General features: G+C 41.4%; 27 protein-coding genes and 1 pseudogene. 27 read left to right on the forward strand and 1 reads right to left on the reverse strand.

Annotated features, from left to right (window positions below; translation table 11 throughout):
- Positions 1–38 precede the first annotated feature (38 nt).
- From HXT28_RS01255 to HXT28_RS01290, 8 genes are all read left to right on the forward strand, one after another.
- On the forward strand, positions 39–830 hold the full coding sequence (locus HXT28_RS01255) for a phage antirepressor (protein WP_065189430.1): 792 nt from the start codon (positions 39–41) through the stop codon (positions 828–830).
- Positions 823–1,191 (forward strand): DUF4406 domain-containing protein, encoded by a 369-nt coding sequence (locus HXT28_RS01260; RefSeq protein ID WP_065189429.1) that lies wholly within the window; start codon positions 823–825, stop codon positions 1,189–1,191. The genes HXT28_RS01255 and HXT28_RS01260 overlap by 8 nt, the downstream gene beginning before the upstream one ends.
- Positions 1,185–3,404 carry a phage/plasmid primase, P4 family gene (locus HXT28_RS01265; protein ID WP_422113532.1) on the forward strand — a complete coding sequence of 740 codons (2,220 nt, stop codon included), beginning with the start codon at positions 1,185–1,187 and terminating at the stop codon, positions 3,402–3,404. Before HXT28_RS01260 ends, HXT28_RS01265 begins: the two co-directional genes overlap by 7 nt.
- A 398-nt stretch (positions 3,405–3,802) precedes the next feature.
- Positions 3,803–4,138: a hypothetical protein gene (locus HXT28_RS01270; RefSeq protein ID WP_422113533.1), complete on the forward strand. Its 336-nt coding sequence runs from the start codon at positions 3,803–3,805 to the stop codon at positions 4,136–4,138.
- Positions 4,110–4,400: a VRR-NUC domain-containing protein gene (locus HXT28_RS01275; protein WP_422113534.1), complete on the forward strand. Its 291-nt coding sequence runs from the start codon at positions 4,110–4,112 to the stop codon at positions 4,398–4,400. The genes HXT28_RS01270 and HXT28_RS01275 overlap by 29 nt, the downstream gene beginning before the upstream one ends.
- On the forward strand, positions 4,381–5,820 hold the full coding sequence (locus HXT28_RS01280) for an SNF2-related protein (RefSeq protein WP_422113535.1): 1,440 nt from the start codon (positions 4,381–4,383) through the stop codon (positions 5,818–5,820). The genes HXT28_RS01275 and HXT28_RS01280 overlap by 20 nt, the downstream gene beginning before the upstream one ends.
- Complete coding sequence (locus HXT28_RS01285; protein WP_422113682.1) at positions 5,780–6,208, forward strand: sigma factor-like helix-turn-helix DNA-binding protein; 429 nt, start codon at positions 5,780–5,782, stop codon at positions 6,206–6,208. Before HXT28_RS01280 ends, HXT28_RS01285 begins: the two co-directional genes overlap by 41 nt.
- A gap of 143 nt (positions 6,209–6,351) precedes the next feature.
- A complete protein-coding gene (locus HXT28_RS01290; protein WP_421779292.1) occupies positions 6,352–8,673 on the forward strand; it encodes a glycoside hydrolase domain-containing protein in 2,322 nt (773 codons plus the stop codon).
- A gap of 72 nt (positions 8,674–8,745) precedes the next feature.
- Here the strand turns inward: HXT28_RS01290 and HXT28_RS01295 are convergent, their stop codons facing one another.
- Positions 8,746–9,144, reverse strand: a complete 399-nt coding sequence (locus HXT28_RS01295; protein ID WP_032842297.1) for a hypothetical protein — start codon at positions 9,142–9,144, stop codon at positions 8,746–8,748.
- Positions 9,145–9,217: 73 nt separating this feature from the next.
- Between HXT28_RS01295 and HXT28_RS01300 the strand changes: the two genes are divergently transcribed.
- The 19 genes and pseudogenes from HXT28_RS01300 to HXT28_RS01390 all read left to right on the forward strand — a co-directional run bounded on the left by HXT28_RS01300 (position 9,218) and on the right by HXT28_RS01390 (position 24,039).
- Positions 9,218–9,577: an HNH endonuclease gene (locus HXT28_RS01300; RefSeq protein WP_033888731.1), complete on the forward strand. Its 360-nt coding sequence runs from the start codon at positions 9,218–9,220 to the stop codon at positions 9,575–9,577.
- 159 nt (positions 9,578–9,736) lie between these two features.
- On the forward strand, positions 9,737–10,288 hold the full coding sequence (locus HXT28_RS01305) for a P27 family phage terminase small subunit (protein ID WP_192382088.1): 552 nt from the start codon (positions 9,737–9,739) through the stop codon (positions 10,286–10,288).
- A gap of 11 nt (positions 10,289–10,299) precedes the next feature.
- Positions 10,300–11,085, forward strand: a complete 786-nt coding sequence (locus tag HXT28_RS01310; RefSeq protein WP_103014062.1) for an S-adenosylmethionine synthetase N-terminal domain-containing protein — start codon at positions 10,300–10,302, stop codon at positions 11,083–11,085.
- 14 nt (positions 11,086–11,099) lie between these two features.
- Complete coding sequence (locus HXT28_RS01315) at positions 11,100–12,335, forward strand: site-specific DNA-methyltransferase (protein WP_421781530.1); 1,236 nt, start codon at positions 11,100–11,102, stop codon at positions 12,333–12,335.
- A 98-nt stretch (positions 12,336–12,433) separates the two neighbouring features.
- A complete protein-coding gene (locus tag HXT28_RS01320; RefSeq protein ID WP_065189400.1) occupies positions 12,434–13,084 on the forward strand; it encodes a virulence protein in 651 nt (216 codons plus the stop codon).
- A complete protein-coding gene (locus HXT28_RS01325) occupies positions 13,068–13,232 on the forward strand; it encodes a hypothetical protein (RefSeq protein WP_180946780.1) in 165 nt (54 codons plus the stop codon). Before HXT28_RS01320 ends, HXT28_RS01325 begins: the two co-directional genes overlap by 17 nt.
- 164 nt (positions 13,233–13,396) lie before the next feature.
- Complete coding sequence (locus HXT28_RS01330; RefSeq protein WP_065189401.1) at positions 13,397–13,681, forward strand: transcriptional regulator; 285 nt, start codon at positions 13,397–13,399, stop codon at positions 13,679–13,681.
- Positions 13,682–13,829: 148 nt separating this feature from the next.
- A complete protein-coding gene (locus HXT28_RS01335; protein WP_065189402.1) occupies positions 13,830–14,054 on the forward strand; it encodes a DUF7678 domain-containing protein in 225 nt (74 codons plus the stop codon).
- Positions 14,055–14,178: 124 nt separating this feature from the next.
- Positions 14,179–15,771 carry a terminase large subunit gene (locus tag HXT28_RS01340; protein ID WP_422113536.1) on the forward strand — a complete coding sequence of 531 codons (1,593 nt, stop codon included), beginning with the start codon at positions 14,179–14,181 and terminating at the stop codon, positions 15,769–15,771.
- An 11-nt stretch (positions 15,772–15,782) separates the two neighbouring features.
- Entirely contained in the window at positions 15,783–17,081 is a 1,299-nt protein-coding gene (locus HXT28_RS01345; protein ID WP_422113537.1) for a phage portal protein, read from the forward strand.
- On the forward strand, positions 17,029–17,763 hold the full coding sequence (locus HXT28_RS01350; RefSeq protein ID WP_410295953.1) for a head maturation protease, ClpP-related: 735 nt from the start codon (positions 17,029–17,031) through the stop codon (positions 17,761–17,763). Before HXT28_RS01345 ends, HXT28_RS01350 begins: the two co-directional genes overlap by 53 nt.
- Before the next feature lie 2 nt (positions 17,764–17,765).
- Positions 17,766–18,950: a phage major capsid protein gene (locus tag HXT28_RS01355; RefSeq protein ID WP_422113538.1), complete on the forward strand. Its 1,185-nt coding sequence runs from the start codon at positions 17,766–17,768 to the stop codon at positions 18,948–18,950.
- Between the two features lie 19 nt (positions 18,951–18,969).
- Positions 18,970–19,248 carry a head-tail connector protein gene (locus tag HXT28_RS01360; RefSeq protein ID WP_020760694.1) on the forward strand — a complete coding sequence of 93 codons (279 nt, stop codon included), beginning with the start codon at positions 18,970–18,972 and terminating at the stop codon, positions 19,246–19,248.
- On the forward strand, positions 19,249–19,581 hold the full coding sequence (locus tag HXT28_RS01365) for a phage head closure protein (RefSeq protein WP_422113539.1): 333 nt from the start codon (positions 19,249–19,251) through the stop codon (positions 19,579–19,581).
- The gene (locus HXT28_RS01370; protein WP_004104983.1) at positions 19,578–19,958 is read left to right on the forward strand and encodes an HK97 gp10 family phage protein; all 381 of its coding nucleotides are present in this window, start codon (positions 19,578–19,580) and stop codon (positions 19,956–19,958) included. Before HXT28_RS01365 ends, HXT28_RS01370 begins: the two co-directional genes overlap by 4 nt.
- Positions 19,951–20,289 (forward strand): hypothetical protein, encoded by a 339-nt coding sequence (locus HXT28_RS01375; RefSeq protein WP_103014107.1) that lies wholly within the window; start codon positions 19,951–19,953, stop codon positions 20,287–20,289. Before HXT28_RS01370 ends, HXT28_RS01375 begins: the two co-directional genes overlap by 8 nt.
- Positions 20,273–20,823: pseudogene (locus HXT28_RS01380) on the forward strand (major tail protein). Before HXT28_RS01375 ends, HXT28_RS01380 begins: the two are co-directional and overlap by 17 nt.
- 39 nt (positions 20,824–20,862) lie before the next feature.
- A complete protein-coding gene (locus tag HXT28_RS01385) occupies positions 20,863–21,228 on the forward strand; it encodes a hypothetical protein (RefSeq protein WP_014554474.1) in 366 nt (121 codons plus the stop codon).
- 243 nt (positions 21,229–21,471) lie between these two features.
- Positions 21,472–24,039 (forward strand): hypothetical protein, encoded by a 2,568-nt coding sequence (locus tag HXT28_RS01390; RefSeq protein WP_422113540.1) that lies wholly within the window; start codon positions 21,472–21,474, stop codon positions 24,037–24,039.
- Positions 24,040–24,041: the final 2 nt, after the last annotated feature.

A 24,041-nucleotide genomic window follows, 5' to 3' on the forward strand; every position in this document is an offset into this window, starting at 1 on the left:
TAATACCGCCTTCAGAAAAAATCATAGGAGGTAATTTTATGAATGAATTACAAGTTTTTAAGAATGTAGAGCTTGGCTCTGTTCGCACAACAGTAGTAGATGGTATCCCATATTTCGTGGGCAAGGACGTGGCTGAGATTCTTGGTTATCGTGATACATCTGATGCACTGAAAAGGCATGTAGATGAAGATGATAAGCTGACTCGGTGTTTCACCGACTCAGGTCAGAACCGAGAAATGTATGTTATTAACGAGTCTGGTTTATACAGTCTTATTCTTAGAAGTCAGCTACCTAAAGCGTGTCAGTTTAAACGATGGGTTACATCACAGGTTCTTCCAAGTATCCGTAAGCACGGCATGTATGCGACAGATGAGCTTATCAACAATCCTGATATGGCTATCGCTGTTTTTAACGCATTGAAAGAAGAGCGTTCTAAAAGAGAAGCGTTAGAGCTTACGACTGCTGTGCAAAAACAGCAGATAGCTGAGCTTAAGCCAAAAGCCAGCTATTACGATGTTGTGCTTAAATGCAAAGACATAATCTCTATGCGTGTGATTGCAAAAGATTATGGCAAGTCAGCACAGTGGATGAATAACTTTTTGCATGAACTCGGTGTGCAATATAAGCAGTCTGATATCTGGCTTTTATATCAAAAGTATGCCAATCAGGAATATACGAAATCTCGCACAAATACATACGAGGATTCTAATGGTGTTACACACTCAAAAATGCATACTTATTGGACTCAGAAAGGCAGGCTTTTCATCTATCACCTCATGACACAACACGGTATCTACCCGTTGATTGAACAGGAGGCTAAAGATGAGTAAGTCTTATAAAAAACATTTAGAAACGACACCGAATTTTAAGCCTATCGTCTACATTTGTGCTCCCTACCGTGGAGATAAGGAGAAAAACGTGCAACATGCTATCCGGTGTGCGGCTTACGCGTATTTGCATGGAGCAATCCCTATCACTCCACACCTGCTTTTCCCGTTCATGGATGATGAGAATCAAAAGCATAGAGGGGATGCGATGTTTATGGACATTATCCTCTTAGGCAAGTGCAACGAGCTGTGGGTGTTCGGAGAAAAAATCACAGGCGGCATGCAAGTAGAAATCAATCTGGCAGAAAAACGAAAACAGCCGATTAAGTATTTTACAGATAAGGATTTAGGGGGTGAATGTTGATGCTTGAGTGCAAAATTTATACAGCTTCCTGTGTGGGAACCAGTAGTAACTGCTTGTATCCTAGCGAAATAAAAGTCTGTGATCGAGATAGTTTTAATAAGGCTATCTCTTTTGACCATGTCACAGCACAGTTTACTAACAGTTATCGGTCTAGAGATAATTTCATTTCATCTACCTGTATTCCGATGGACTGTGATAACGATCATTCTGATGTTGGTAAAGACTGGGTGACGCCTTTTGATGTTGCTTTAGCGTTTCCGAACGTGTGCTTTTATGCGTCTTATAGTAGAAACCACATGAAAGACAAGCATGGGAAGTGTGCAAGACCACGTTTTCACGTGTATTTTCCAATTGAAGAAGTAAGCGATGCTAAAGCTTATGTGGAGCTTAAAACAAGGATTCAATCAGTATTCCCGTATTTTGACAGTAATGCTCTTGATGCGGCACGTTTTCTCTACGGTGTTAAAACTCCGCTGGTAGAACTTTATGAGGGTGAAAAAACAGTCGTTGATTTTCTCTCGGAAGAAGCTTTTGGTGAATTTGATGCAGAAACAGAAGAAATACCATCAGGGCAGAGAAACTCTAGGCTTAGTCATATCGCAGGAAAACTCATCAAACGTTATGGGGCGACAGATGAAGCACATGAGAAGTTTTTGAGTGAAGCAGAACGGTGTAATCCTCCTTTGCCTGACGCAGAATTATCTAAAATCTGGTATTCGGCTAAAAAGTTCGGGCTTAAAGTAGCAAGTCAAGAAGGTTATATTCCGCCTAGCGAGTATGGCAAAAGCTATGAGGAGTATAAGCCTGATGATTTAACGGATATTGCGATGGCTGAGGTTTTTGCCAAACATAACAAGAATAAGGCTGTTTATACGATGTCTGCCGGCTGGCTTTACTGGACGGGCAAGAAGTGGGAAGCGTCTGAGCTTAAAGTTATGAAACTTTACATGCTTATTGCTAAAAAGGTTTTGAAAAATGCCGGTGTTGAGTTTAAGACAGCTTACGAAGAGTTCATTCAAGCTGAATCATCAGGTGATAAAGAGCAGGCGGATAAAGCAAAGAGTGAAGTGAATCAGGCAAAACAGTATCTTTCGTTTGCTAAGAAGATGAATGATCACAGTAAAGTGTCCGGGATATTAAAGCTTGCTAAATCCATGCTGGAAGTTGCAAACGAAGAACTGGACCGTGATGCTTTCATTCTAAACACGCCTTGCGGAATCGTGGATTTAAAGACTGGAGAGCTAAAAGCACATGATCCGTGTTTGTACTGCACGAAAATGACCGCTGTTTGCCCTTCACGGGACAACGTGGGATTGTGGCAGACAACTCTTGATATGGTTACCGCAGGTGATAAAGAGTTTCAAACATTTCTTCAAAGCCATGCGGGTAGTACGCTTATAGGTCAAGTGTTTGAAGAATCGCTTTTGCTAGTGTACGGGTCAGGCGGTAACGGTAAGTCGACCGTGTTTAATGCGGAAGCACATGTGCTTGGAGATTATGCTGGGAAAATACCTGCAGAGTCTTTAACCACTCGGGCTAAAAACGTGAAAGTGGATTTAGCGGAGCTTTGTGGTAAAAGGTTTATTCTTGCCTCGGAAACTGAGGAAGGGCAAAGGCTTTCTATTTCCATGCTGAAACAGATAGCAAGCGTGGATGATATTTCAGCTGAGAGGAAATATTATGCTCCTTTTACGTTTACACCAAGCCACTCAACTATTCTCTACACGAACCATCTGCCGAAAGTCGGTTCGAACGATAAGGGAACGTGGCGGAGAATCTTTGTCGCACCGTTTACGAAAGAAATCAAGAATCCGAAAACAGACTATGTTGATGAACTTTTGCAAAAAGCAGGTGGGGCAATACTTCAATGGATGATTGAAGGAGCCAAGCTTTATATCCAAAACAGTTATAAATTCCCTACTTGTAAGGTGGTAGAGCAGGCTAAGGACGCTTATCGGGCTGAAAACGACTGGATAGGTCATTTCATCACTGATTATTGCATTAAGGGCGTGAATGAAACGGAGATGAGTAGGAGTCTTTACTTGTCTTACCGCCAGTGGGCAAACCTTAACGGTGAATATGTTAGAAACGATAGGGATTTTTCTAAGGCTTTACTGTTAGCGGGTTATAGCAAAAAGCGGACGGGTAAAGGCTATCAGTGGTGCGGGCTTTCCATTAATCCTAATTTGCAGGCACAGGAGGATTTTCTTTGATGGAAAACACGGTAAAACTGAAAGATACTTCCTGAAAAATGTATTGGCGTGTAGGCAAATTTTTTACATGGTAAAAACCGGGTTCAGAGAAAAATGTTCTATAGGATTTTTTCATACACGAAAATAGTCTTTGCCTACACGCTACCATGCACGTTTTCAAGAAAGAAAAGCCTGATAAATAGGGGTTTTGTATTATAGTGTACCCTTTTTCTTTACTTTTTATATAAGAGAAAAAAAATAAAAGAAATATAAGTGTATATAGGGAAAAGTAAAAGATGGGTCTGAAGCATACATGGCTACACAAATAACATTCGCCTGATGTAAACGGGCAAAACCAACGAATGAAACAACACTATCCAATAAATGAAAAATAAGATTTGAGAAAGGTGGAATAAACCATGATTAACAAAAATGAGAGAACAGTAGAAACCTACAAGCAAGCAGGAGCAGCAATGCGACTTACTAAGAGTCTGATTAACCAATTAGTGGTCGATATTAGCCCGGTGCTTTTAGCGAAAGATCAAGACAGACTGTTAAAAGCCATGAACATGATTGATGAAGTATCTTCACATGCTGAGGACAACATGTTCAAAGATCACCCACAATTAAACAATCACTATATTGACGTGTTTTATGGCGATGTTTCTGATGAGCCTAGAAACGAAGTTGATAAGAAAATCATTGAGATGGCAAAAGAGGTATCTGATGGGCTTTTTACGAGAAAAGGAAACTGAGCGAAAACTCGTCCGTGAAGTCAAAGCTATGGGAGGACTTTGTTTAAAGCTTACGAGTCCTTCTGTTGACGGGCTTCCAGACAGGCTAGTTTTACTTAACGGCGGAAAGATTGGTTTTGTCGAGCTTAAAGCACCAGGTAAAAAGCCTAGAGTCTTACAGGTGAAACGGATGAAGGATTTACAGGCTTTAGGTTTTAAGGTTTTCGTGGTTGATGAGAAGAGTCAGATTGGAGGTGTGATTGATGCGATACGAGCCACATGAGTATCAAAAGTATGCGACTGATTTTATTATCACACACACAGCGTCAGCAGTTTTCCTTGAATGCGGTTTAGGTAAGAGTGTGATAAGTCTTACAGCGATTAACGACCTGATGCTTGACTCGTTCGATGTTTCTCGCACACTGGTTATCGCTCCTCTTAGGGTTGCAAACACTACGTGGCCTTTAGAGTTAGAAAAGTGGGAGCATTTAAAACACCTGACTTATTCTGTCGTGACGGGCACTGAGAAGGAGCGGATTCAAGCACTAAAAACCCCTGCTCACGTTTATATTATTAACCGTGAAAACGTGGAGTGGCTAATAATGAAAAGCGGCCTGCCGTTTAATTTCGACATGGTTGTGATAGATGAGCTTTCAAGTTTTAAATCGTATCAGGCGAAACGTTTCAAAGCATTACTGAAGGCTAGACCGAAAGTTAAAAGGATTGTAGGTCTTACAGGAACTCCTTCTTCTAACGGGCTAATGGATTTGTGGGCTGAGTTTAGGCTGCTTGATATGGGTCAAAGGCTAGGCCGCTATATTACGTATTATCGGCAGAACTTTTTTAATCCTGATAAGCGTAACCAGCACATGATTTTTTCCTATAAGCCTAAAGATGGTGCTGAGAGTTTAATCTATAAGCAGATAGCTGATATTACGATTTCGATGAAGTCGAAAGACTATTTGAAAATGCCCGCGTGTGTGATAAACGAGGTGAAAGTAGAGTTATCCGGTAAGGAGCGGAAACTTTATGATGAGCTGAAACAGGATATGGTGGTGTTGTTGGAGGGTAAAGAGATTGATGCGATTAACGCAGCGTCTCTTTCCAATAAGCTTCTTCAAATGGCAGGCGGCGCGGTTTATAACGAGAAAAAAGAAAGCTTTCATATTCATGATCGTAAGCTTGATGCTTTAGAGGATTTAATCGAGGCTGCTAACGGTAAACCGGTGCTTGTAGCTTACTGGTTTAAGCATGATCTTGAACGGATTAAGAAACGTTTTAACGTGCGTGAGATTAAAACGAGTGCTGATATTGCTGACTGGAATGCCGGCATGATTCCTGTAGCGTTGATTCACCCGGCTTCCGCGGGTCATGGTCTTAACCTACAGGCTGGCGGTTCTACTCTTATCTGGTTTTCCCTGACTTGGAGTTTGGAACTTTACCAGCAGACGAACGCTAGGCTTAACCGTCAGGGTCAAACCGGCACGGTTGTAATCCATCACATTATCACTAAGAACACGATTGATGAGGATGTGATGAGGGCTTTAAGTATGAAGGCTAAAGTGCAGGATGCCTTGATTGATTCGGTTAAGGCAAGACTATCAATTAACGAAGTGAGGGAAAGGGGTTCTAGAGAGAACTTACCTCAAAATGGAGGTAAGAATGAACAAAAAAGAATACTTACGGCAAGCCTATCTTCTTGATAAGCGGATTAAGGCTGACATGGATGAGGTGGTAAGACTGCGTGAGCTTGCTACAAGTGTTTCTTCATTAAGATACGACCGAGAGTATGTGCAGACGACTCGAAGTATAGAAGCTCCGTTTGTGAAAGCTCTTATAAGGGTTATGGATTTAGAAGCCAAGATTAACATGGAGATTACGATGCTTATCAGTTTGAAAGAGCAGATTTTGGATGTGATTTCTAAACTTGAAAGCGTGGATGAGCAGATGATTTTACGCTACCGCTACATGAGTAACATGACGTGGGAGGATATTGGTAACGAACTCCATGCTAGCAGAATGACGATTATCAGGTGGCATGGGAAAGCGTTAGAGCACATAGTTTTACCAGATAATCTAATCCAAATCTGAAAAAATGGTACGGTTTGGTACGCTCTGATACGAGATGTTACAGCCTTCTATATGGTAGTATATAGTTAGCAAAAACTGTAAATACTAAGCCTTGAAAGAGTAATCTTTCAGGGCTTTTTTCATGCCTAAAAGGAGGGCACAACATGGATCAGATGGTATTGCAAACACAGCAATGGTTAAACAAAACCTATGGTGATAAGCCTGGGTTTGGTTCAGTTATTACTGATGGGAATACTGGTTGGGATACAATTAATGGGCTTATTCGTGCTTTGCAGATTGAGCTTGGTATAACAGCAACAGCAAATAATTTTGGTGCTGATACAACACGGAAATTTAACGAACGTTATCCGCACGGTGTTAAACAACAAGATGATAGTGATGAGTCGAAAAGTAATGTTTACTCTATTATTCAGGGTGCTTTATGGTGTAAGGGTTATTCGACAAGTAATAATATTACGCAACACTTTTATAGTGGAACGGGGCGTGCTGTTAAAGAGTTGAAGAATGATATGGGTATTGGTGGTGATTCTACAGTCACAATTGATGTAATGAAAGCTCTTCTTTCTATGCAACAGTTTGTTTTACTAAATCGTTACGGTGGTACTGGCGTTGTTAGAATTATTCAACAAACTGTTAATCGAACCTATAAGGATTATACTGGTATCATTCCTTGTGACGGCTTGTATGGTCGAGAAATGAACACTGCACTTATTCAGATTTTACAGTCGTTAGAGGGTTATTCGCCTGATGATGCCACGGGCAATTTTGGACATGGTACACGACGTAATTTGAAAACTATTAGCAGGCAAAACGCTTCTTCCTATGGTAAGTGGGTGTGGTTAGCAAAAGCTGTACTTAATTGTATTAGATATGATTGTCTTCAAAATGAGAATTGGGATGATGATTTTGCTGAGCAACTCACCAAATTCCAGAAAGACTATAAGCTTCCAGTCAGCGGAGCACTTGATGTTAACACGTGGATGTCATTGTTAACTAGTAAAGGCAATCCAGACAGAAAAGCAAAAGCATGCGACACACGTTTTGAAATTACTTCGGAATTACTCAATACTCTTAAACGTGATGGATATGAAATTGTTGGACGTTATTTAACAGGTGGCTCGTTTAAAGAAATCCGTGAAGGTGAGCTGAAACGTATTGTTGACGGAGGCTTGAAATATTTCCCTATTTTCCAAGAAAATGGTCGTAACCTTAGCGACTTTACGTATCAAAAAGGTCTTGAACACGGTAAGAAAGCTAGTGAAGCAGCATTATCTAAAGGCGTACCAGCAACAGTAATCTATTTTGCGGTAGACATGGATATTTATGATTATCAGATTGATAGTAACATTATTCCTTATTTTAAAGGTATTAATGAAACTATTGATTCTCGTTACTCAGTGGGCATTTATGCGTCACGTAATGTGTGTACAAGGATATCTAATGTAGGGTTGTCTGTTTCTAGTTTCGTATCAGATATGTCTACTGGTTTTAGTGGCAATCTGGGATTCCCAATTCCTAAAAACTGGAACTATGATCAATTCCATGAAATCTCAGGATATGGCGGTAAATGGGACTTAGACAAAGTTGCTTACAATGGGAAAATACCAGCCTGTAATAGTGTGCTATCATCTCAGAAATATCAGCAAGACGAAACTCAATTTATTAAATGGGTGACTACAACAGAAAAAGAGTGTTTGAAAGCGTTTGAAGGTATTTTTAACCCATTGATTGCATATCGATTTGCGGTTGGCCAATATATTCTTGAATACCTGCGAAAACCAGAATATTGGGGTGACAAATACTTTGGATTGTGGAGGCTTTACACTCCAGAACCTAATATCGACAAAAACGATATGGAGTCTCGGTCTGTATGTCATGCTGTATGTTCAAAACAGCCTTCTATTAAGGACAAAGTATCAACTATAGATATTGCTCATATGGCTGCTACTGCCTTAGGCTATATTTGCTGGGGAATACCAGAAAATAAAGGTGATTACAGCTTAGGTGATTTAGGTGGATGGTCGTTAGATTTACTACAAATGTTTGGAAATTATAGGAGGGTTGCCAAAGATCAAGATTTATCGGAGTGGTTAAAGGAGCATTTGGGTAGCAAAACTGATGGACAAGGATTTGGTTACGATGACGTGGTTGCAGACGCAGATGCCTATCTCATTGTTTCTTCCATGAAGAAAGATAATAGTGATACAAGGTTTTCAAAATCTATATCACAGCTATATCAGCATAGTAAGCGTGAAAGAATCAAGATGTTTTATCAAGAACGATTTAATTCGTCTAAAGATAATGTCATTAGTGCCTTCAAGAAACTAGCTGATGGTATAGATTTTGGCCCGTTAAAAAATGTAAATAAAGACCTTTTGAAACAAGCTGCTAAAACTGATGTTTTGCCTACGGTGACGGAAGCCAAGATATTAGGTCAAATGTATGCGGAGTTTATGGCAAGCTAATTATCATATTTCTATAGGCAGAAGGAGTTCATAGCATTTTAATGCTGTGAACTCCTTCTTATTTTGAGTTACTTATTGCGGAGTATTAAAATCAACAACTAAAACTAGGAAGGAAAAGAAAGCAAATAATAAGGAGAAGGCAATTATGAGCAGTGTGAAAATGACTGCTACTACTTTTAATGAGATAAGTATGATCTTTATATATATTGGCTTGTTAGTTTGAGGCAGTTTCTTTGTTGATGTAGCGGTAACGATTTTAAGAACTAGTGATATGCCTAAAAGAAGATAGCCTATACAGCAAATGGATAGCGTTAGCGTATTGGATAGGTTAATTTGCTCTGTAGTTGTAGGCTTATGGACTGAGTATATGGGAAGAAAATGCGTAATGTTTCTTTCTTCTAAAATCACTAAAAGTAATGAGAAAACGCCTAATGCCCAAAGGATATTTGCTACGGTTTTACATTTTTTCATAACAACTACCTGTAAACTATTTTATTTTAACAATTGTATCACAAGTGTAAGCTTCCCGAAGGGAGGATGAGTCTTGCCAAGAAAACCTAAAAGACCGTGTTCTTATCAAGGCTGTCCGAACCTAACTGACGGCAGGTTTTGTGAGAAACACTTAAAACAAGAGAACCGGCGCTACGAAAAATACGAGCGTCCTTATGATGCTCACAAGCGTTACGGCAGAGCATGGCAGAAAGTCAGGGATTCTTATGTGAGAGAGCATCCTTTCTGTGAGCTTTGCTTTAAGAACCATATGCTTGTGCCTGTTGAGCAGGTTCATCATATTAAACCGATTGCTGAAGGCGGAACGCATGAGAGGAATAATCTTATTTCTCTATGCAAATCCTGTCATTCTAAAATTCACGCTAAGCGTGGAGATCGCTGGCATAACAAATAACCCACCCCCTAGGGGGGTTTAAATCTCTACGAGCCTACCCCATGGGGAACGGGCGCAGGGTATTTTGCGTAAAAACAGCGTATTCAAAAGGGTAATAGGCAAAATCAAACACAAAAATTTTTTAATAGTTAAAACTCACGTGGGAAGGAGGCGAAAAGTTTGCCTACAAAATCAAATAATATCGGCGGTCGTGGCGGCAGACGCGTAGGTGCCGGGCGGAAAAAGAAAGCGGTTGTTGAAAAAGCGAGTGAAGGAAACCCCGGTGGCAGGCCTTTAAGCATTCTTGATATTCCGGAGCTTGAAGGTGCTGAAATGCCTCAGCCTCACGAGTTTTTATCCGCCACGCAAAAAGACGGTACTCAGCTTCAGGCTAAAGAAATTTTCGCTGAAACATGGAAGTGGCTAAAAGACATTGGTGTTAGCAGTAAAGTGCCATCTCCTCTTATTGAACGGTATGCGATGAGTTGTGCTCGTTGGATTCAATGCGAGGAAGTAACCAGTAAACTCGGGTTTCTTTCCAAGCATCCAACCACGGGTAAACCGATACCATCGCCTTTTATCAACATTGGTATTAACTACATGAATCAGGCGGTCAGGCTTTGGAATGAGATTTTCCAAATTGTGAAAGAAAACTGTTCGACTGAGTTTGATGGCGTTTCACCTCAAAACGATTTAATGGAACGCCTGCTTATTACACGTAAAAACATTTAGGAGAAAAAATTATGATAGAAAAAGTAAATCCAAGTCACCCGGACAAGATTGCGGATCGTATTGCTGGAGCAATTGTTGATCTGGCTTACAAGCTGGATGAGAACCCGAAGATTGCTGTTGAAGTGATGCTCGGGCATGGTAAGTGTGCCGTGTTTATTGAAAGCACGGTGATGTTTAAGTTTAAGGATATTAAAAATATTATCCACCGTTTAAGCCCTGGGAAAGTAAAGATTGATATTACGGTTGTGCCGCAGGATAAGCATTTAAGCCGAAACCAGGATGGTATGGTTCGCTGCGCTGATAACGGGATTTTTAAAGGCATGCCACTAACAGGCGAGCAGAAGAAACTCTCGGCTATTGCTCGAAAGGTTTATGAAAAGTATCCGTATGACGGCAAGTATGTTCTTGATGGTGAAAAGCTTATCATCTGCCAGTCTCACGCTAAACGAGAAGACTTATTGAAAGACTATCCGAATGCGTTTGTTAATCCTTTAGGCGACTGGACGGGTGGTATCAGCGTGGATACGGGAGCGGTTAACCGAAAACTCGGGTCAGATATGGCTGATGCTGTTACGGGCGGCGGTCTTCATGGTAAGGATCTTACGAAAGCTGATGTGTCGGTTAATATTTACGCGTTTTTGAAAGCGCAGGAGACCGGTCGGGTGGTTGAGTTTTCTTGTGCTATCGGGGATGAAATGGTTGATGGTAAACCGTATGCGCAGATTGTGAAAATTGCGAAAGATTATATTGACTCGGTGGGTGGTTTTGAAAAGCTGGCTTGCTGGGGTCTTTTCTAACGGGAGGAAAGCTTATGGAAAAAGAAATGCAGTATTATTTGGCTGACGTAAGTGAGCTTATCCCGTATGTGAGAAACGCTCGCACTCACTCTGAGGCGCAGGTAGCTCAGATAGCGGCAAGTATTCGCGAGTTTGGTTTTCTATCCCCAATTCTAGTGGCGGAGGATAATACGATTCTCGCAGGCCACGGCAGGCTTGCCGCGGCATTAAAACTGGGTCTTAAAAAAGTTCCGTGTGTGAAAGAAAATCATTTAACTGAAACACAAAAGCGTGCTTATATTATTGCGGATAATAAGCTTTCACTTAACGCAGGCTGGGACAATGAGCTTTTAGCAGTCGAGTTGTCGGAGCTCGAAGGAGCTGATTTTAATCTTGATCTTCTCGGGTTTGACGAGGCGGAGCTTTCCAGTATTTTCGATGCTGATAAAGACGTGAGTGATGATGATTTTGATGTTGAAAAAGAGCTGGAAGAACCGTGTTTTTCTAAAACAGGTGACATATGGACGCTTGGCAGGCATCGTGTTATTTGCGGTGATGCTACTAAGTTAGAAACATATAAGACGCTTCTTGAGAATACTAAAGTGAATCTGGTGGTTACTGATCCGCCTTATAACGTGAACTATGAGGGTTCTGCTGGGAAAATCAAAAACGATAATATGGAGGATGATAAGTTTTACCAGTTTCTTTTCAACTCGTTCGTGAACATGGAGCAGGCGATGGCAGATGATGCATCTATCTACGTGTTTCATGCTGACACGGAGGGATTGAATTTTAGAAAAGCATTCCAGGACGCGGGGTTTTATCTTTCAGGTTGTTGTATTTGGAAGAAACCGTCGCTGGTGTTGGGTAGAAGCCCTTACCAGTGGCAGCATGAACCATGTTTGTATGGGTGGAAGAAAAAAGGTAAACACAAGTGGTACGCGGGTAGGAAAGAAACTTCAGTTTGGGAGTTTGAAAAGCCTAAGAAAAACGCTGATCATCCAACCATGAAACCAATAGCTCTTTTAGCGTATCCGATTAAAAACTCGAGTATGACGAACTCGCTTGTGTTAGATCCGTTTGCTGGAAGTGGTAGCACGCTTATAGCCTGCGAGCAGACTGGTAGAATCTGCTACGCTATCGAGCTTGACGAGAAATATTGTGACGTGATTGTGAAACGTTATATTGAGCAGATTGGAAATGATAAGAGTGTGAAAGTTTTAAGAGGCGGTAAAGAATACTCGTTTACTGAAGTATTTACTAACAAGTAAGACTCGTATTTTATATGAAAAATAGTTTACGACCGCTTGATAAAAACCTTCTTTAGAGTGATTTATATATGTACCCGAAAAAACCTAAAGGAGGCAAAATGGAATTAAAATACGGGTTAAAAGGAAAAGATAGGCAGCCGCTTATTAAAGCTATAGAGGATTCTACAGGAGTAAAGGCTGTTTACTTAAAAACTCCAAGTATGTCTTACAAGATAGGTGTTTTCAACATTAGTAAAGATGGTACGGTCACGTGTAGTAGTGAAGAAAATTTAGATGATTTAAAAAACATGTTAGACGCTGACTATGGTATAAGTCTTCCAGTCTGCGCGTGTGATGGTACGCAATATTTTAGTGTTGAGTTTCCTAAAGATAAGGCTGATGTGGTAAAGCTTAAGAAAATACTTGATAATAAGGGCGATCTTATTAAAAAAGCGTTAGGAGTGAACAGTCTTAATATTAAGGAAGAAGATGATAAGCTTATTTTTCCTTGGTTTGAGCAGGCTAACCAACCAGGCTTGGCATCCTATGCGAAGTTTATAAACAGTCTTTGTAAAATGAGCGTGGAAATTAAACGCGTAAATAATAGTAAGCGTGAGACAGTTAACGATAAGTATGCTTTCAGATGTTTCCTTCTTAGACTCGGGTTTATAGGAGACGAGTTTAAACAAGACAGGAAAATTATGCTTTCCCGTTTAGAAGGCTCCTGCGCTTTTAGAAACGGGGGTGAGCGTAATGCTGTATGCGAGTGAAGACCAGGCGTACGAGTTGAGTGAAGACTGTACTACAGGCTCTTTGGTTGAAGAAATTTTCGCGAATTTAGAGCAAGAGAACGAGGTTTTTGTAAAAGCATGTTTTACTGTAGTAGATGATTTTTGGGTGATTATTATTTCAGCATGATTTTAGAAACATTTTAACGGTTTTTAAGAGTAAAAAAATTAGCGAAAACTGGTGGGGAAAAACGTGTAAATACCCGGTGTTTCTTGGCTTAAAAGCTTGCTATTGCGCGCTTTTAGAGTGATATATAGTATCAGCAAAAAGCACAGAAACAAAGGAGAAACCTTATGAAAAAAGAAATCTTACAAAACCTTACAAACGAAGTTAAAACATGCAGACGCTACGCGCTAAACGCAATCAAAAAAGCTGAAGAAGGGAAAATTAGTTCGGCTATCAGCATGCTCGACATTGCACAAACAGCAAAAACCTGCGCCAGTAAAGCTCACGAGGAGCTTTGGAAGGTAAGCGGAGGAAAACTCAACGATACGGAGTTTGAACTGTTTGCGGATGCTGAAACCTTGGACAAGGATATTCAAAAAGCTTATCAAGCGATTCAACAAGCAAGAAGCTAAAAGAAAGGGGGATAGTCAGCCATAGGGTTGGAAGGCTGGAGAAAAATCGTGGAATTATCCGCGATTTTTTCTCGTTTACGGCTTGCTATTATGTGCTTTTAGAGTGATATATAGTACTAACAAAAAACACAGAAAAAGGAGAAAAATCATGTGGGAACAAGATACGCTTAGGGTTGAAGATCAGGTTGTAAGCTACAGTATGAAGGTTTTTGAAGAGCCAAGCGAATATGGGATTAACCAGGGGCGAATTTCCAAGCTTACTTTGAAAAACAATAACAAGGTTATCGCAAACTATGATAGAGGCTGGGATATTATGCCAACAGGCAAGCTTGCAAACGAGGCTTTAGAAATGATCCTTGACGCAAGAAACTAAAAACTTTAAGTCTAGTTAAAAGCAGCAGGGCTTTTTAAGGCCCTGTTTCTCGTAGGAAAGATAAGAAATGATGTGGACGCAAGTAAGCGTCTTTTTTTATGCCTAAAGAAAGGAGGAGCTTAAGTTGCAAAAATACGAGGTTACTAAGTTTAAAAAAGAAGATTCAACCTATAGTAAAGAGCTTGCGGATTATGCCGTGAGTTTTATCGAATGTTTAACACACACGAAAGGCACGTGGGCTGGTAAGCCTTTTAAGCTCCTAGCCTGGCAGGAACAGATTATCAGGGACTTGTTTGGCGTGGTGAAACCGAATGGTTACCGTCAGTTTAATACTGCTTATATTGAGATACCTAAGAAAATGGGTAAAAGTGAGCTTGCCGCGGCAGTAGCCTTGCTTTTATGCTGTGGGGATAATGAGGAGCGAGCGGAAGTTTATGGTTGTGCGGCGGACCGTCAGCAGGCAACAATCGTGTTTGACGTGGCCGCGGACATGGTTAGAATGTGTCCGGCTCTTAATCGTAGGGTTAAAATTTTAGCTTCGCAAAAACGTATTATTTTCCTACCAACTAACAGTTTCTACCAAGTGTTGTCGGCTGAAGCTTACTCTAAACACGGGTTTAACATTCACGGTGTCGTGTTTGATGAGCTTCACACGCAGCCAAACCGTAAACTTTTTGACGTGATGACTAAAGGCTCCGGGGATGCTCGCATGCAGCCACTATATTTTCTGATTACCACAGCCGGTACGGATACACATTCTATCTGCTATGAGACGCATCAGAAAGCAGTGGATATTCTCGAGGGTAGGAAAATTGATCCAACTTTCTACCCCGTGATTTATGGTGCAAAAGAAACGGATGATTGGACTGATCCGAAGGTGTGGAAGAAAGCTAATCCTTCTCTTGGGGTGACGGTTCAAATGGAGAAAGTTAAGGCTGCTTTCGAGTCAGCTCGGCAAAATCCTGGTGAAGAGAATGCTTTCCGTCAGCTTCGTCTTAACCAGTGGGTGAAACAGTCTATTCGTTGGATGCCGATGGAAAAGTGGGATGCTTGCGGTTTTCAGGTGAATGAGGAAGAACTCGAGGGCAGGGTCTGCTACGGGGGTCTTGACCTTTCAAGTACTACTGATCTTACGGCTTTTTCGCTTGTGTTTCCGCCTTTAGATGAGTCGGATAAGTTTCGTATCCTACCTTATTTTTGGGTGCCTGAAGAAACCTTGAGTTTGCGCGTGAAACGAGATCACGTGCCGTATGACGTGTGGGAAAAACAAGGGTTTATTAAGACTACGGAAGGAAACGTTGTTCACTATGGGTTTATTGAAAAATTCATCGAAACTTTAGGTGAACGTTTCAATATTCGTGAGATTGCTTTCGACCGTTGGGGCGCGGTGCAAATGGTGCAAAACCTTGAAAACATGGGGTTTACCGTGGTTCCGTTCGGACAGGGATTCAAGGATATGAGTCCGCCTACCAAGGAGCTTATGAAGCTTGTGCTCGAGCAGAAAATCGCACACTCCGGGCATCCAGTGCTCCGCTGGAACATGGACAACATATTTATTAGGACAGATCCTGCCGGGAACATTAAGGCAGATAAGGAAAAATCAACCGAGAAAATAGACGGTGCTATAGCCACCATCATGGCACTTGACCGTGCTATCAGATGCGGTAACGCGAACACTCAAAGCGTGTATGATGCTCGAGGAATCCTATTCATGTAAAAGGGAGGGTAATGAACATTTTCAGTAAGATTTTTAAGAGTAGAGATAAGCCTGAAAACAGGATGTTAGGTGGCGGTTATCGTTTCTTAATGGGCGCTTCCTCGTCCGGTAAGAGGGTGAATGAGCGTTCAGCGATGCAGATGACGGCTGTCTACTCGTGTGTGCGTATCCTGTCTGAAGCGGTGGCTAGTCTGCCGCTTCACGTGTATGAGCGGACGAGTACGGGTACGGCTAAAGCGGTTAAACATCCTTTATATAAGGTGCTTCATGATGAGCCGAATCTTGAAATGACAAGCTTCGTGTTTAGAGAAACACTGATGACACATCTACTGTTATGGGGTAATGCTTACGCGCAGATTATTCGAAACGGTAAAGGCGAAATATTAGGGCTTTATCCTTTGATGCCTGATCGTATGAGAGTTGACCGGGATGAGAGTGGTCAAATTTTTTACGAGTATACGTTAAATGATAGTGATGTTTTAGCGGGTAAAGAAACGAGTGTGAAACTTAAACCCTTTGACGTGCTTCATATTCCCGGTCTTGGTTTTGACGGGCTTGTTGGCTATTCGCCTATTGCGATGGCAAAAAACGCTATCGGTATGGCGATAGCTACGGAAGAGTATGGTGCATCGTTTTTCGCTAACGGTGCTACACCAAGCGGCATCTTGGAATACCCCGGTACAGTGAAAGATCCGTCTGGTATGAGGGATAGTTGGAATAAGGGGTTCTCGGGTTCTAACTCGCATAAGATAGCGATTTTAGAGGAAGGCATGAAGTATACGCCTATTTCTATTTCGCCTAACGAAGCACAGTTTTTAGAGACTCGTAAGTTTCAGATTAACGAGATCGCTCGTATTTTCAGAGTCCCACCACACATGGTTGGTGATTTAGAAAAATCAAGTTTTTCTAATATTGAACAGCAGTCGCTGGAGTTTGTGAAATACACGCTTGATCCTTGGGTGGCGCGTTTTGAACAGTCTATTACGAGACGGCTTTTTACTGATAAGGAGAAAGAAACCTATTATGTGAAGTTTAACGTGGATGGTCTTCTTCGAGGAGACTATCAGAGTCGTATGAATGGTTATGCTACCGCTCGTCAAAACGGTTGGATGAGCGCAAACGATATTAGACAGTTAGAAAACCTGGATAAGATTCCCGCCTGTGAGGGTGGTGACTTGTATTTGATTAACGGTAACATGCTCCCACTTAACCGTGCGGGAGCGTTCGCAAACAGTAGCGGAAAGGAGGAAAAAGGTAATGAGGAAGTTTTGGCAGTGGAAAAACCAGAAGGAAAATCAGGAGTCAAATGAAATATTGGAGAGGACACTGTTTCTTAACGGTACGATTGCTGAAGAATCATGGTTTGATGATGATATTACACCACAACTTTTTAAAGACGAGTTAAACGCTGGTAGTGGGAATATTACCGTGTGGATTAACTCGCCTGGCGGCGATTGTGTGGCTGCGGCACAAATCTATAACATGCTCATGGATTACAAGGGTTGTGTGACGGTCAAAATTGACGGTATTGCAGCATCGGCTGCATCGGTTATTGCGATGGCTGGCACAAAGGTTTATATGAGCCCGGTGTCAATGCTTATGATCCATAATCCTATGACTGTTGCTTTTGGAAACAGAAACGAAATGGAAAAAGCAATATCAATGCTTGATGAGGTCAAAGAGTCCATTATTAACGCTTACGAGATTAAAACAGGGCTTAACCGTGTGAAACTGTCGCATTTAATGGATTCGGAAACGTGGATGGATGCTAACAAGGCGGTAGAACTCGGGTTCGCGGACGGTGTTTTAACTAGAGGTGAAACCACTGATATTGGCATACCACAAGTTTCAACATTGTATTCAAAATTAAGCGTGCAAAACACGCTGTTGGAAAAAATATCTAAAGCCTGCCGGATAAGCGGTAAGGAAACAAACAATATTAGTGCAGACGATCTTATGGATCGTCTTTTTTTAATCAAAAATTGGAGGTAAACATGATGAACACTATTTCAAACATGGTTGAGAAACGTAACAAGGCCTGGCAGGGTGCAAAAGCTTTCCTTGAGTCTAAACGTGACAAGGACGGGCTTATTTCAGAAGAAGACGCGAAAACCTATGATGAGATGGAAGCGAAAGTGAAAGCTTACAGTACGGAAATTGATCGCTTGGAGCAGATGGAAGTGATGGATAAGGAGCTTTCAAAACCAACATCCGAGGCGATTGTTGCAAAACCTATGAAAACAGGCGTTAACCTTGAAAAACAAGGTCGTGCGCGTGACGAGTATAAGCAGGCGATGCTTACAGCTCTTAGAAGTAATTTTAAACGAGTCGATAACGTGTTGCAGGAAGGCGTGGACGCTGACGGCGGGTATCTTGTGCCGGAAGAATACGATAATCGCCTGATTGAAACGTTGAAAGAAGAAAACATTATTCGCTCTCTTGCTACCACGATTACCACTAGTGGCGAGCATAAGATTAATGTTGCGATGAGTGATCCTGCGGCGGCTTGGATTGAAGAAGGCGCAAGCCTTAACTTTGGGGATTCCAAGTTCGCGCAAATCCTGCTTGACGCTCATAAGCTTCACGTTGCGGTAAAAGTTACTGAAGAACTCTTGCATGATAATGCGTTTAACCTCGAGAATCATCTTCTCACATCCTTCGGCATGGCGTTGGCTAACGCGGAGGAAGACGCTTTTCTTAACGGGGATGGCGTGGGAAAACCAACTGGTATTTTCAACAAGAAAGACGGCGGCACGTTCCTTAAAGAAACTACCAGTATTAAAACTGATGATCTGATTGATCTTATTCACGCTTTGAGGCGACCATACCGTAAAAACGCGAGTTTTATTATGAACGATAAAACAGTCGCGAGCATACGAAAACTTAAAGACAATAACGGCGCGTACGTTTGGCAGCCTTCATACCAGGATGATGAGCCGAACAGGATTCTCGGATACCCGGTATACACGTCTGCTTACGCGCCTGAAAACATGGTGGCTTTTGGCGACTACTCGTACTACAACATTGGTGATCGTGGTTCACGCTCGTTTAAAGAGCTTACCGAACTTTTCGCTGGAAACGGCATGATAGGTTTCGTCGCTAAAGAGCGTGTAGACGGAAAACTCGTGCTTAAAGAAGCAGTACAGATTCTGCCTGTTAAAACAAGCGTAGCAGCTTAAAAGTTAAGGAGGGGTGTTGATGATAGTTACAGTTGAGGAAGCAAAAAACTATCTTAGGGTGGATAGTCGAGAAGATGATGAGCTTATCAACACCCTTATTCGTTCTGCTGAAAAACTCTGCCAGGGAGTAGCTCGTAAAAACGATAGTAGTTTGATTAGTGAAAACTTTGACGAGTATCGGCTCGCAGTCTTATACGCTACAGGCTACTTGTATGAGCATCGGGAAGAAGCCGACCACCACGCACTTATGCTCACTTTACGTTCGATGCTTTTTACTGTTAGAAAAACGGGGTTTTAAATGAGAATAAGTTTATTAAACGAGCGTATTACGCTGCTTAAAAACAGTGTTGAAGTTGATGAGGTTGGTAATCATAAGATTAAGTGGAGTAAATATTACGAGTGTTACGCCACGGTAAGTGCTGAAAGTCCCATAGAAGAGACTTCGGCGGGAAACGTGTGGGATGAGTCAAAAATAGATTTTACTATCCGATATTCGAAAGAAACAGCCGTAGTCTCATCGCTTGGTTACAGGATTATTTTCCGTGATACGGTTTACGAGATTTTAGGTGTTGACCACATGAATTATAAGAAGAAAAGCCTGAAACTTCACTGTAAGAGGTGTAAAAAGTGAGCAAAGTAAGTATTGGCAGCCTCTCTAAAGAAGTTATTAGAGAGCTTAAAACTTACGCGAAAGTTACAACCGGGAAAGTAAAAGAAGCAGTAAAAAACGCTGGTAAAACAGCAAAAGAAGAAATTAACATGACAGCTCCTAAACGAACTGGAGCGTATGCGAAAAGTTGGGCTGTTAAAACATTAAACGAAACAGGCAGCAGACTAGTTCTCGTAGTGCATTCTAGAAACAAGTATCAGCTTACACACTTGTTAGAGTACGGTCATGCTAAACGAGGCGGCGGACGCGTGGAAGCTAGAGCACACATTGCTGAGGCTGAAAGTAAAGCAGTACGAAGTTTTGAAAAAGAAATAGAGGAGGCGGTTAAAAATGGGTAATCTTTTAAACATTATGAGGGAGATAGGTTTTCCTTTCGCCTACCACCATTTTGCTGAAGGAGAATCCCCTAATCCGCCTTTTCTCCTGTTTCTTACGCCTGCGAGCAGTAATTTTGCGGCAGACGGGAAAACGTATTTTAAAGCAAACGAAGTTCATATTGAACTATACGCAGACTATAAGAATCCCGTGCTGGAAGAACAAGTTGAGGCCGTGCTTGATAGGCACGGCATTTTTTATAACAAAACAGAAGCGTTCATAGAGTCGGAAAAGCTTTATGAAACACTCTACATTTTTGAAATGGAGGTAACAATAAATGGGAAACAAGGTTAAATACAATCTGAAAAACGTGTATGCTGCAAAACTTAAAAAGATTCGAGTGGTTTCTCCTACGATGAGCCTAAGCCGATTCCGGGGGCGGTGAGTATAAGCCTTGAGGCTGAGGGTGAATCCTCACCGTTTTACGCTGACGGGATTGTTTACTTCAGGTCGACTGCTAACAACGGTTACAGTGGCGACTTGGAAATTGCTCTTATACCTGAATGGTTTAGGACGCAAATACTACGAGAAGAACTAGATAAAAACGGTGTGCTGGTTGAAAACGCGAAGATTAGTGAAACAGAAAAATTCGCGCTCCTGTTTGAGTTTGATGGTGACGTGAACGCTATCAGACACGTTTTATATAACTGTTCAGCAACACGACCGTCTATCGAGTCAGAAACTAAGGAAGACACTATAGAACCGGGTACGGAAACTTTGTCGCTTACTGCTGATCCTAGAGAAGATGGTTTGGTGAAATCTAGGAGTGGTGACACTACTTCAAAAGAAACCTATGAGAAATGGTATAAGAGCGTGTACGTTCCGTAAGCTAACGCGGAAAACAAATAAGTTTTAAAGGGGGTAAACGTGTTAGAAAAAACAGTAAAAGTAAATGGTAAAGACGTGAAGTTTCGTTCTTCCGCCACTATTCCAAGACTGTATCGTATTAAATTCAAGCGTGATATTTTCAAAGACCTGTCAAAATTAGAGCAGTCTTTCAAAATCAACGAGGGTGTTTTTGAAATAGCAGATCTTGAAATTTTTGAAAACGTGGCTTATATCATGGCTTATCACGCGGATAATAGTATTCCAGCGAGTATTGATGAGTGGCTTGACGAGTTTGAAATGTTTTCTATCTACGAGATTCTTCCTGAAATTCTAGAACTTTGGGGAGCAAACTTGGAAACTGAAGTAAAATCTAAAAAAAATTTAAAACAACAACACGGCAAATGACAACCGCGTTGTTTCTTCTTAGATGCACCGAAATCGGGATTAGTATTTGCGAACTGGATCTTTTAACCATCGGCATGGTTTTAGACATGTGGACGGAGAAAGCAAACGATAGTGTGAAATACGATAAGCTCGCAAGCCAAACAGAATTTGACAGGTTCTAAGCAAGAACCAAGCATTCTTATACCTGACGTTAAAATATCTATTTTTTCACGCGTAAATTTAAGAGTAAAGGGAGGTGAAGTTATGGCAAACAGGATTAAAGGTATTACCGTTGAAATCGGTGGAGATACTACGGGCTTGGATAAAGCGTTAAAAGACGTGAATACGACTATTAGATCCACGCAAGCTCAGCTTCGTGACGTAAACAGGCTGTTAAAACTCGATCCGTCCAACGCTAAACTTTTAGCGCAAAAACAGCAGTTGTTGCAGCAGGAAATCTCTGAAACCAGTGAAAAGCTCAATGCCTTAAAACAGGCGGATAAGCAGGCTAAAGTACAGTTGGAAAACGGGGAGCTTGGTAAAGACAAGTATGATGCATTACAGCGTGAGATTGTTGAGACAGAAAATAATCTTGATAGTTTAAAAGAAAAATTAAAACAGGTAGGTAGTGTTAGTTTAACCAAGCTTAGTAGCCAGTTTGATAGTACGAGTAAAAAGATAAAGAAACTAGGAGATGGTATGTCATCTCTTGGTCAAAGTTTAAGCACGAAAGTTACGCTGCCGATTGCTGCTATTGGTACTGCTGGTTTTACTGCTGCAGCAGACTTACAGGATGCTATGGGTGCGACAGAGCAGATTTACGGTAAGTCTGCTAACAAGATGCTTAAATGGTCAGGAAGTTTGAAATCCTATTATGGTATTGCTCAAGGTCAAGCTTTAGAGTATGCGAATACTATGGGCGCGATGTTGAAAAATATTGGTGGGAAAAGTGATGCTGAAGCAGCCGAGATGAGTCAGAAGCTGGTTGCTCTTGCAGGCGACTTGTCTGCTATGTTTGGTGGCACAACCGAGTCTGCTGTTCTTGCTTTAACAGGCGCGCTTAAAGGTAATAATGCGATGCTTGACAATTATGGTATGGGTGTTAACGAGGCGACTATTAAAGCTAAAGCTCTTGCCATGGGTTTGCATGATGGTAGAGGCGCGATGAGCTTGCAAGCGAAACAGGCTGCTACTTTGGCTCTTATTATGGAGCAGACTGCTGACGCTCAAGGGCAGGCTGGGCGTGAAGCTGCGGGCGCTTCGGGTTCTATGAAGATTCTAAAAACAGAGTTGCAGAATATTGCTGCGACTATTGGTAATGTTTTACTTCCCGTCATAACACCATTAATGCAGAAAATATCAGCATGGCTTTCTAAATTTAAACAGCTTTCTCCAGAAAGCCAAAAACTTATAGTGACACTTGGGCTGATTGCTGCGGCAGTCGGCCCTTTTTTAGTGGTTCTTGGAACGTGTATTTCTAAAATAGGTGTTGCTATACAAGGGTTTTCTAAACTAGCTTTGTTTATAGGTAAAATGTTCGCAAGTTTTACTTCCGGCTCTAGTATTCTTGAAGGGTTAGGCGCTGTTTTAGGTGGAGTATCCGCGCCAATACTCGCGGTTGTTGCGGTTATTGGTGTTCTGGTAGCAGCTTTTGTAACCTTATGGAACACTAACGAAGAGTTTAGAAACAGTGTTATTGCTGTTTGGAAGAAAATTAAGGAAACTTTCACCGGTTTTGTTAATGGTGTTAAAGAAAAACTGTCAAGCCTTGGTATTGATTTCACTAGTATTGTTGAAGGGCTTAAAACAGTGTGGAATGGTTTGTGTGCTATTCTAGCTCCACTGTTTGAAGGCGCTTTAAATTTAAGTTTTACTAGTTTCAAAACCGTTCTTGATTTAATCACAGGCGTTTTAGACGTTTTTATAGGCTTGTTTACCGGTAACTGGTCTCAGCTTTGGAATGGTGTAAAAGAAATTTTTACTGCTGTTTGGAACGCGGTTAAAAACACGTTCATAACAGTATTTAACACGTTAAAAAACGTTTTTAACGTGTTTTTGTCTTTCTTTGGCACTAGTTGGAACAAACTGTGGTCGAGTGTGAAAAACTTTTTCATGAATGTTTGGAATAGTATCGTATCGTTTTTCACTAACGTTTTAAACGGTATTAAAAACACGGCAACAAGTGTTTGGAATGGTATTAAAACTGCGATCATGAGCGTGGTAAACGGTATTAAAACAAGCATTTCAACAGTGTTTAATTCAGTAGCAAACATGGTTAAGTCTGTGTTTAACGGTATTAAAAACACGGTTGTGTCAGTTTGGAATGGTATTAAAAACGCTATCATCACTCCGATAGAAGCGGCGAAAAACAAGGTTAAAGCAGTAATCGACGCTATAACAGGGTTTTTCTCTGGCATAAAACTCAGTCTTCCTCATATTAAACTGCCTCATTTTAGTATTAAAGGACAATTCTCTCTTACGCCACCGTCTGTACCGTATCTTGCTATCGACTGGTATAAGAAAGCAATGAACAAGCCAATGCTGTTAAACGGGGCGACTATTTTCGGTGAGAAAAACGGGCGTATGCTTGGCGGCGGTGAAAAAGGTCCCGAAGTGATTATGGGGCTTGATACTTTGCAGAATATGAGCGCGGGAGCGAACACGCAAATGCTTAATGTTATGAACCAGATTCTAACGATTATGGACGCGTATTTCCCACAGTTTTCCAACCAGAGTATTGTGCTCGACACTGGCGAACTAGTGGGTGGTATCGCGCACAGGATGGACAGTGAGCTTTTCAAGCTTCAAACAAGAAAAGCAAGGGGGTGGTAAAA

The organism is Gardnerella washingtoni (assembly GCF_049262705.1).
Lineage (GTDB): Bacteria > Actinomycetota > Actinomycetes > Actinomycetales > Bifidobacteriaceae > Bifidobacterium > Bifidobacterium vaginale_D.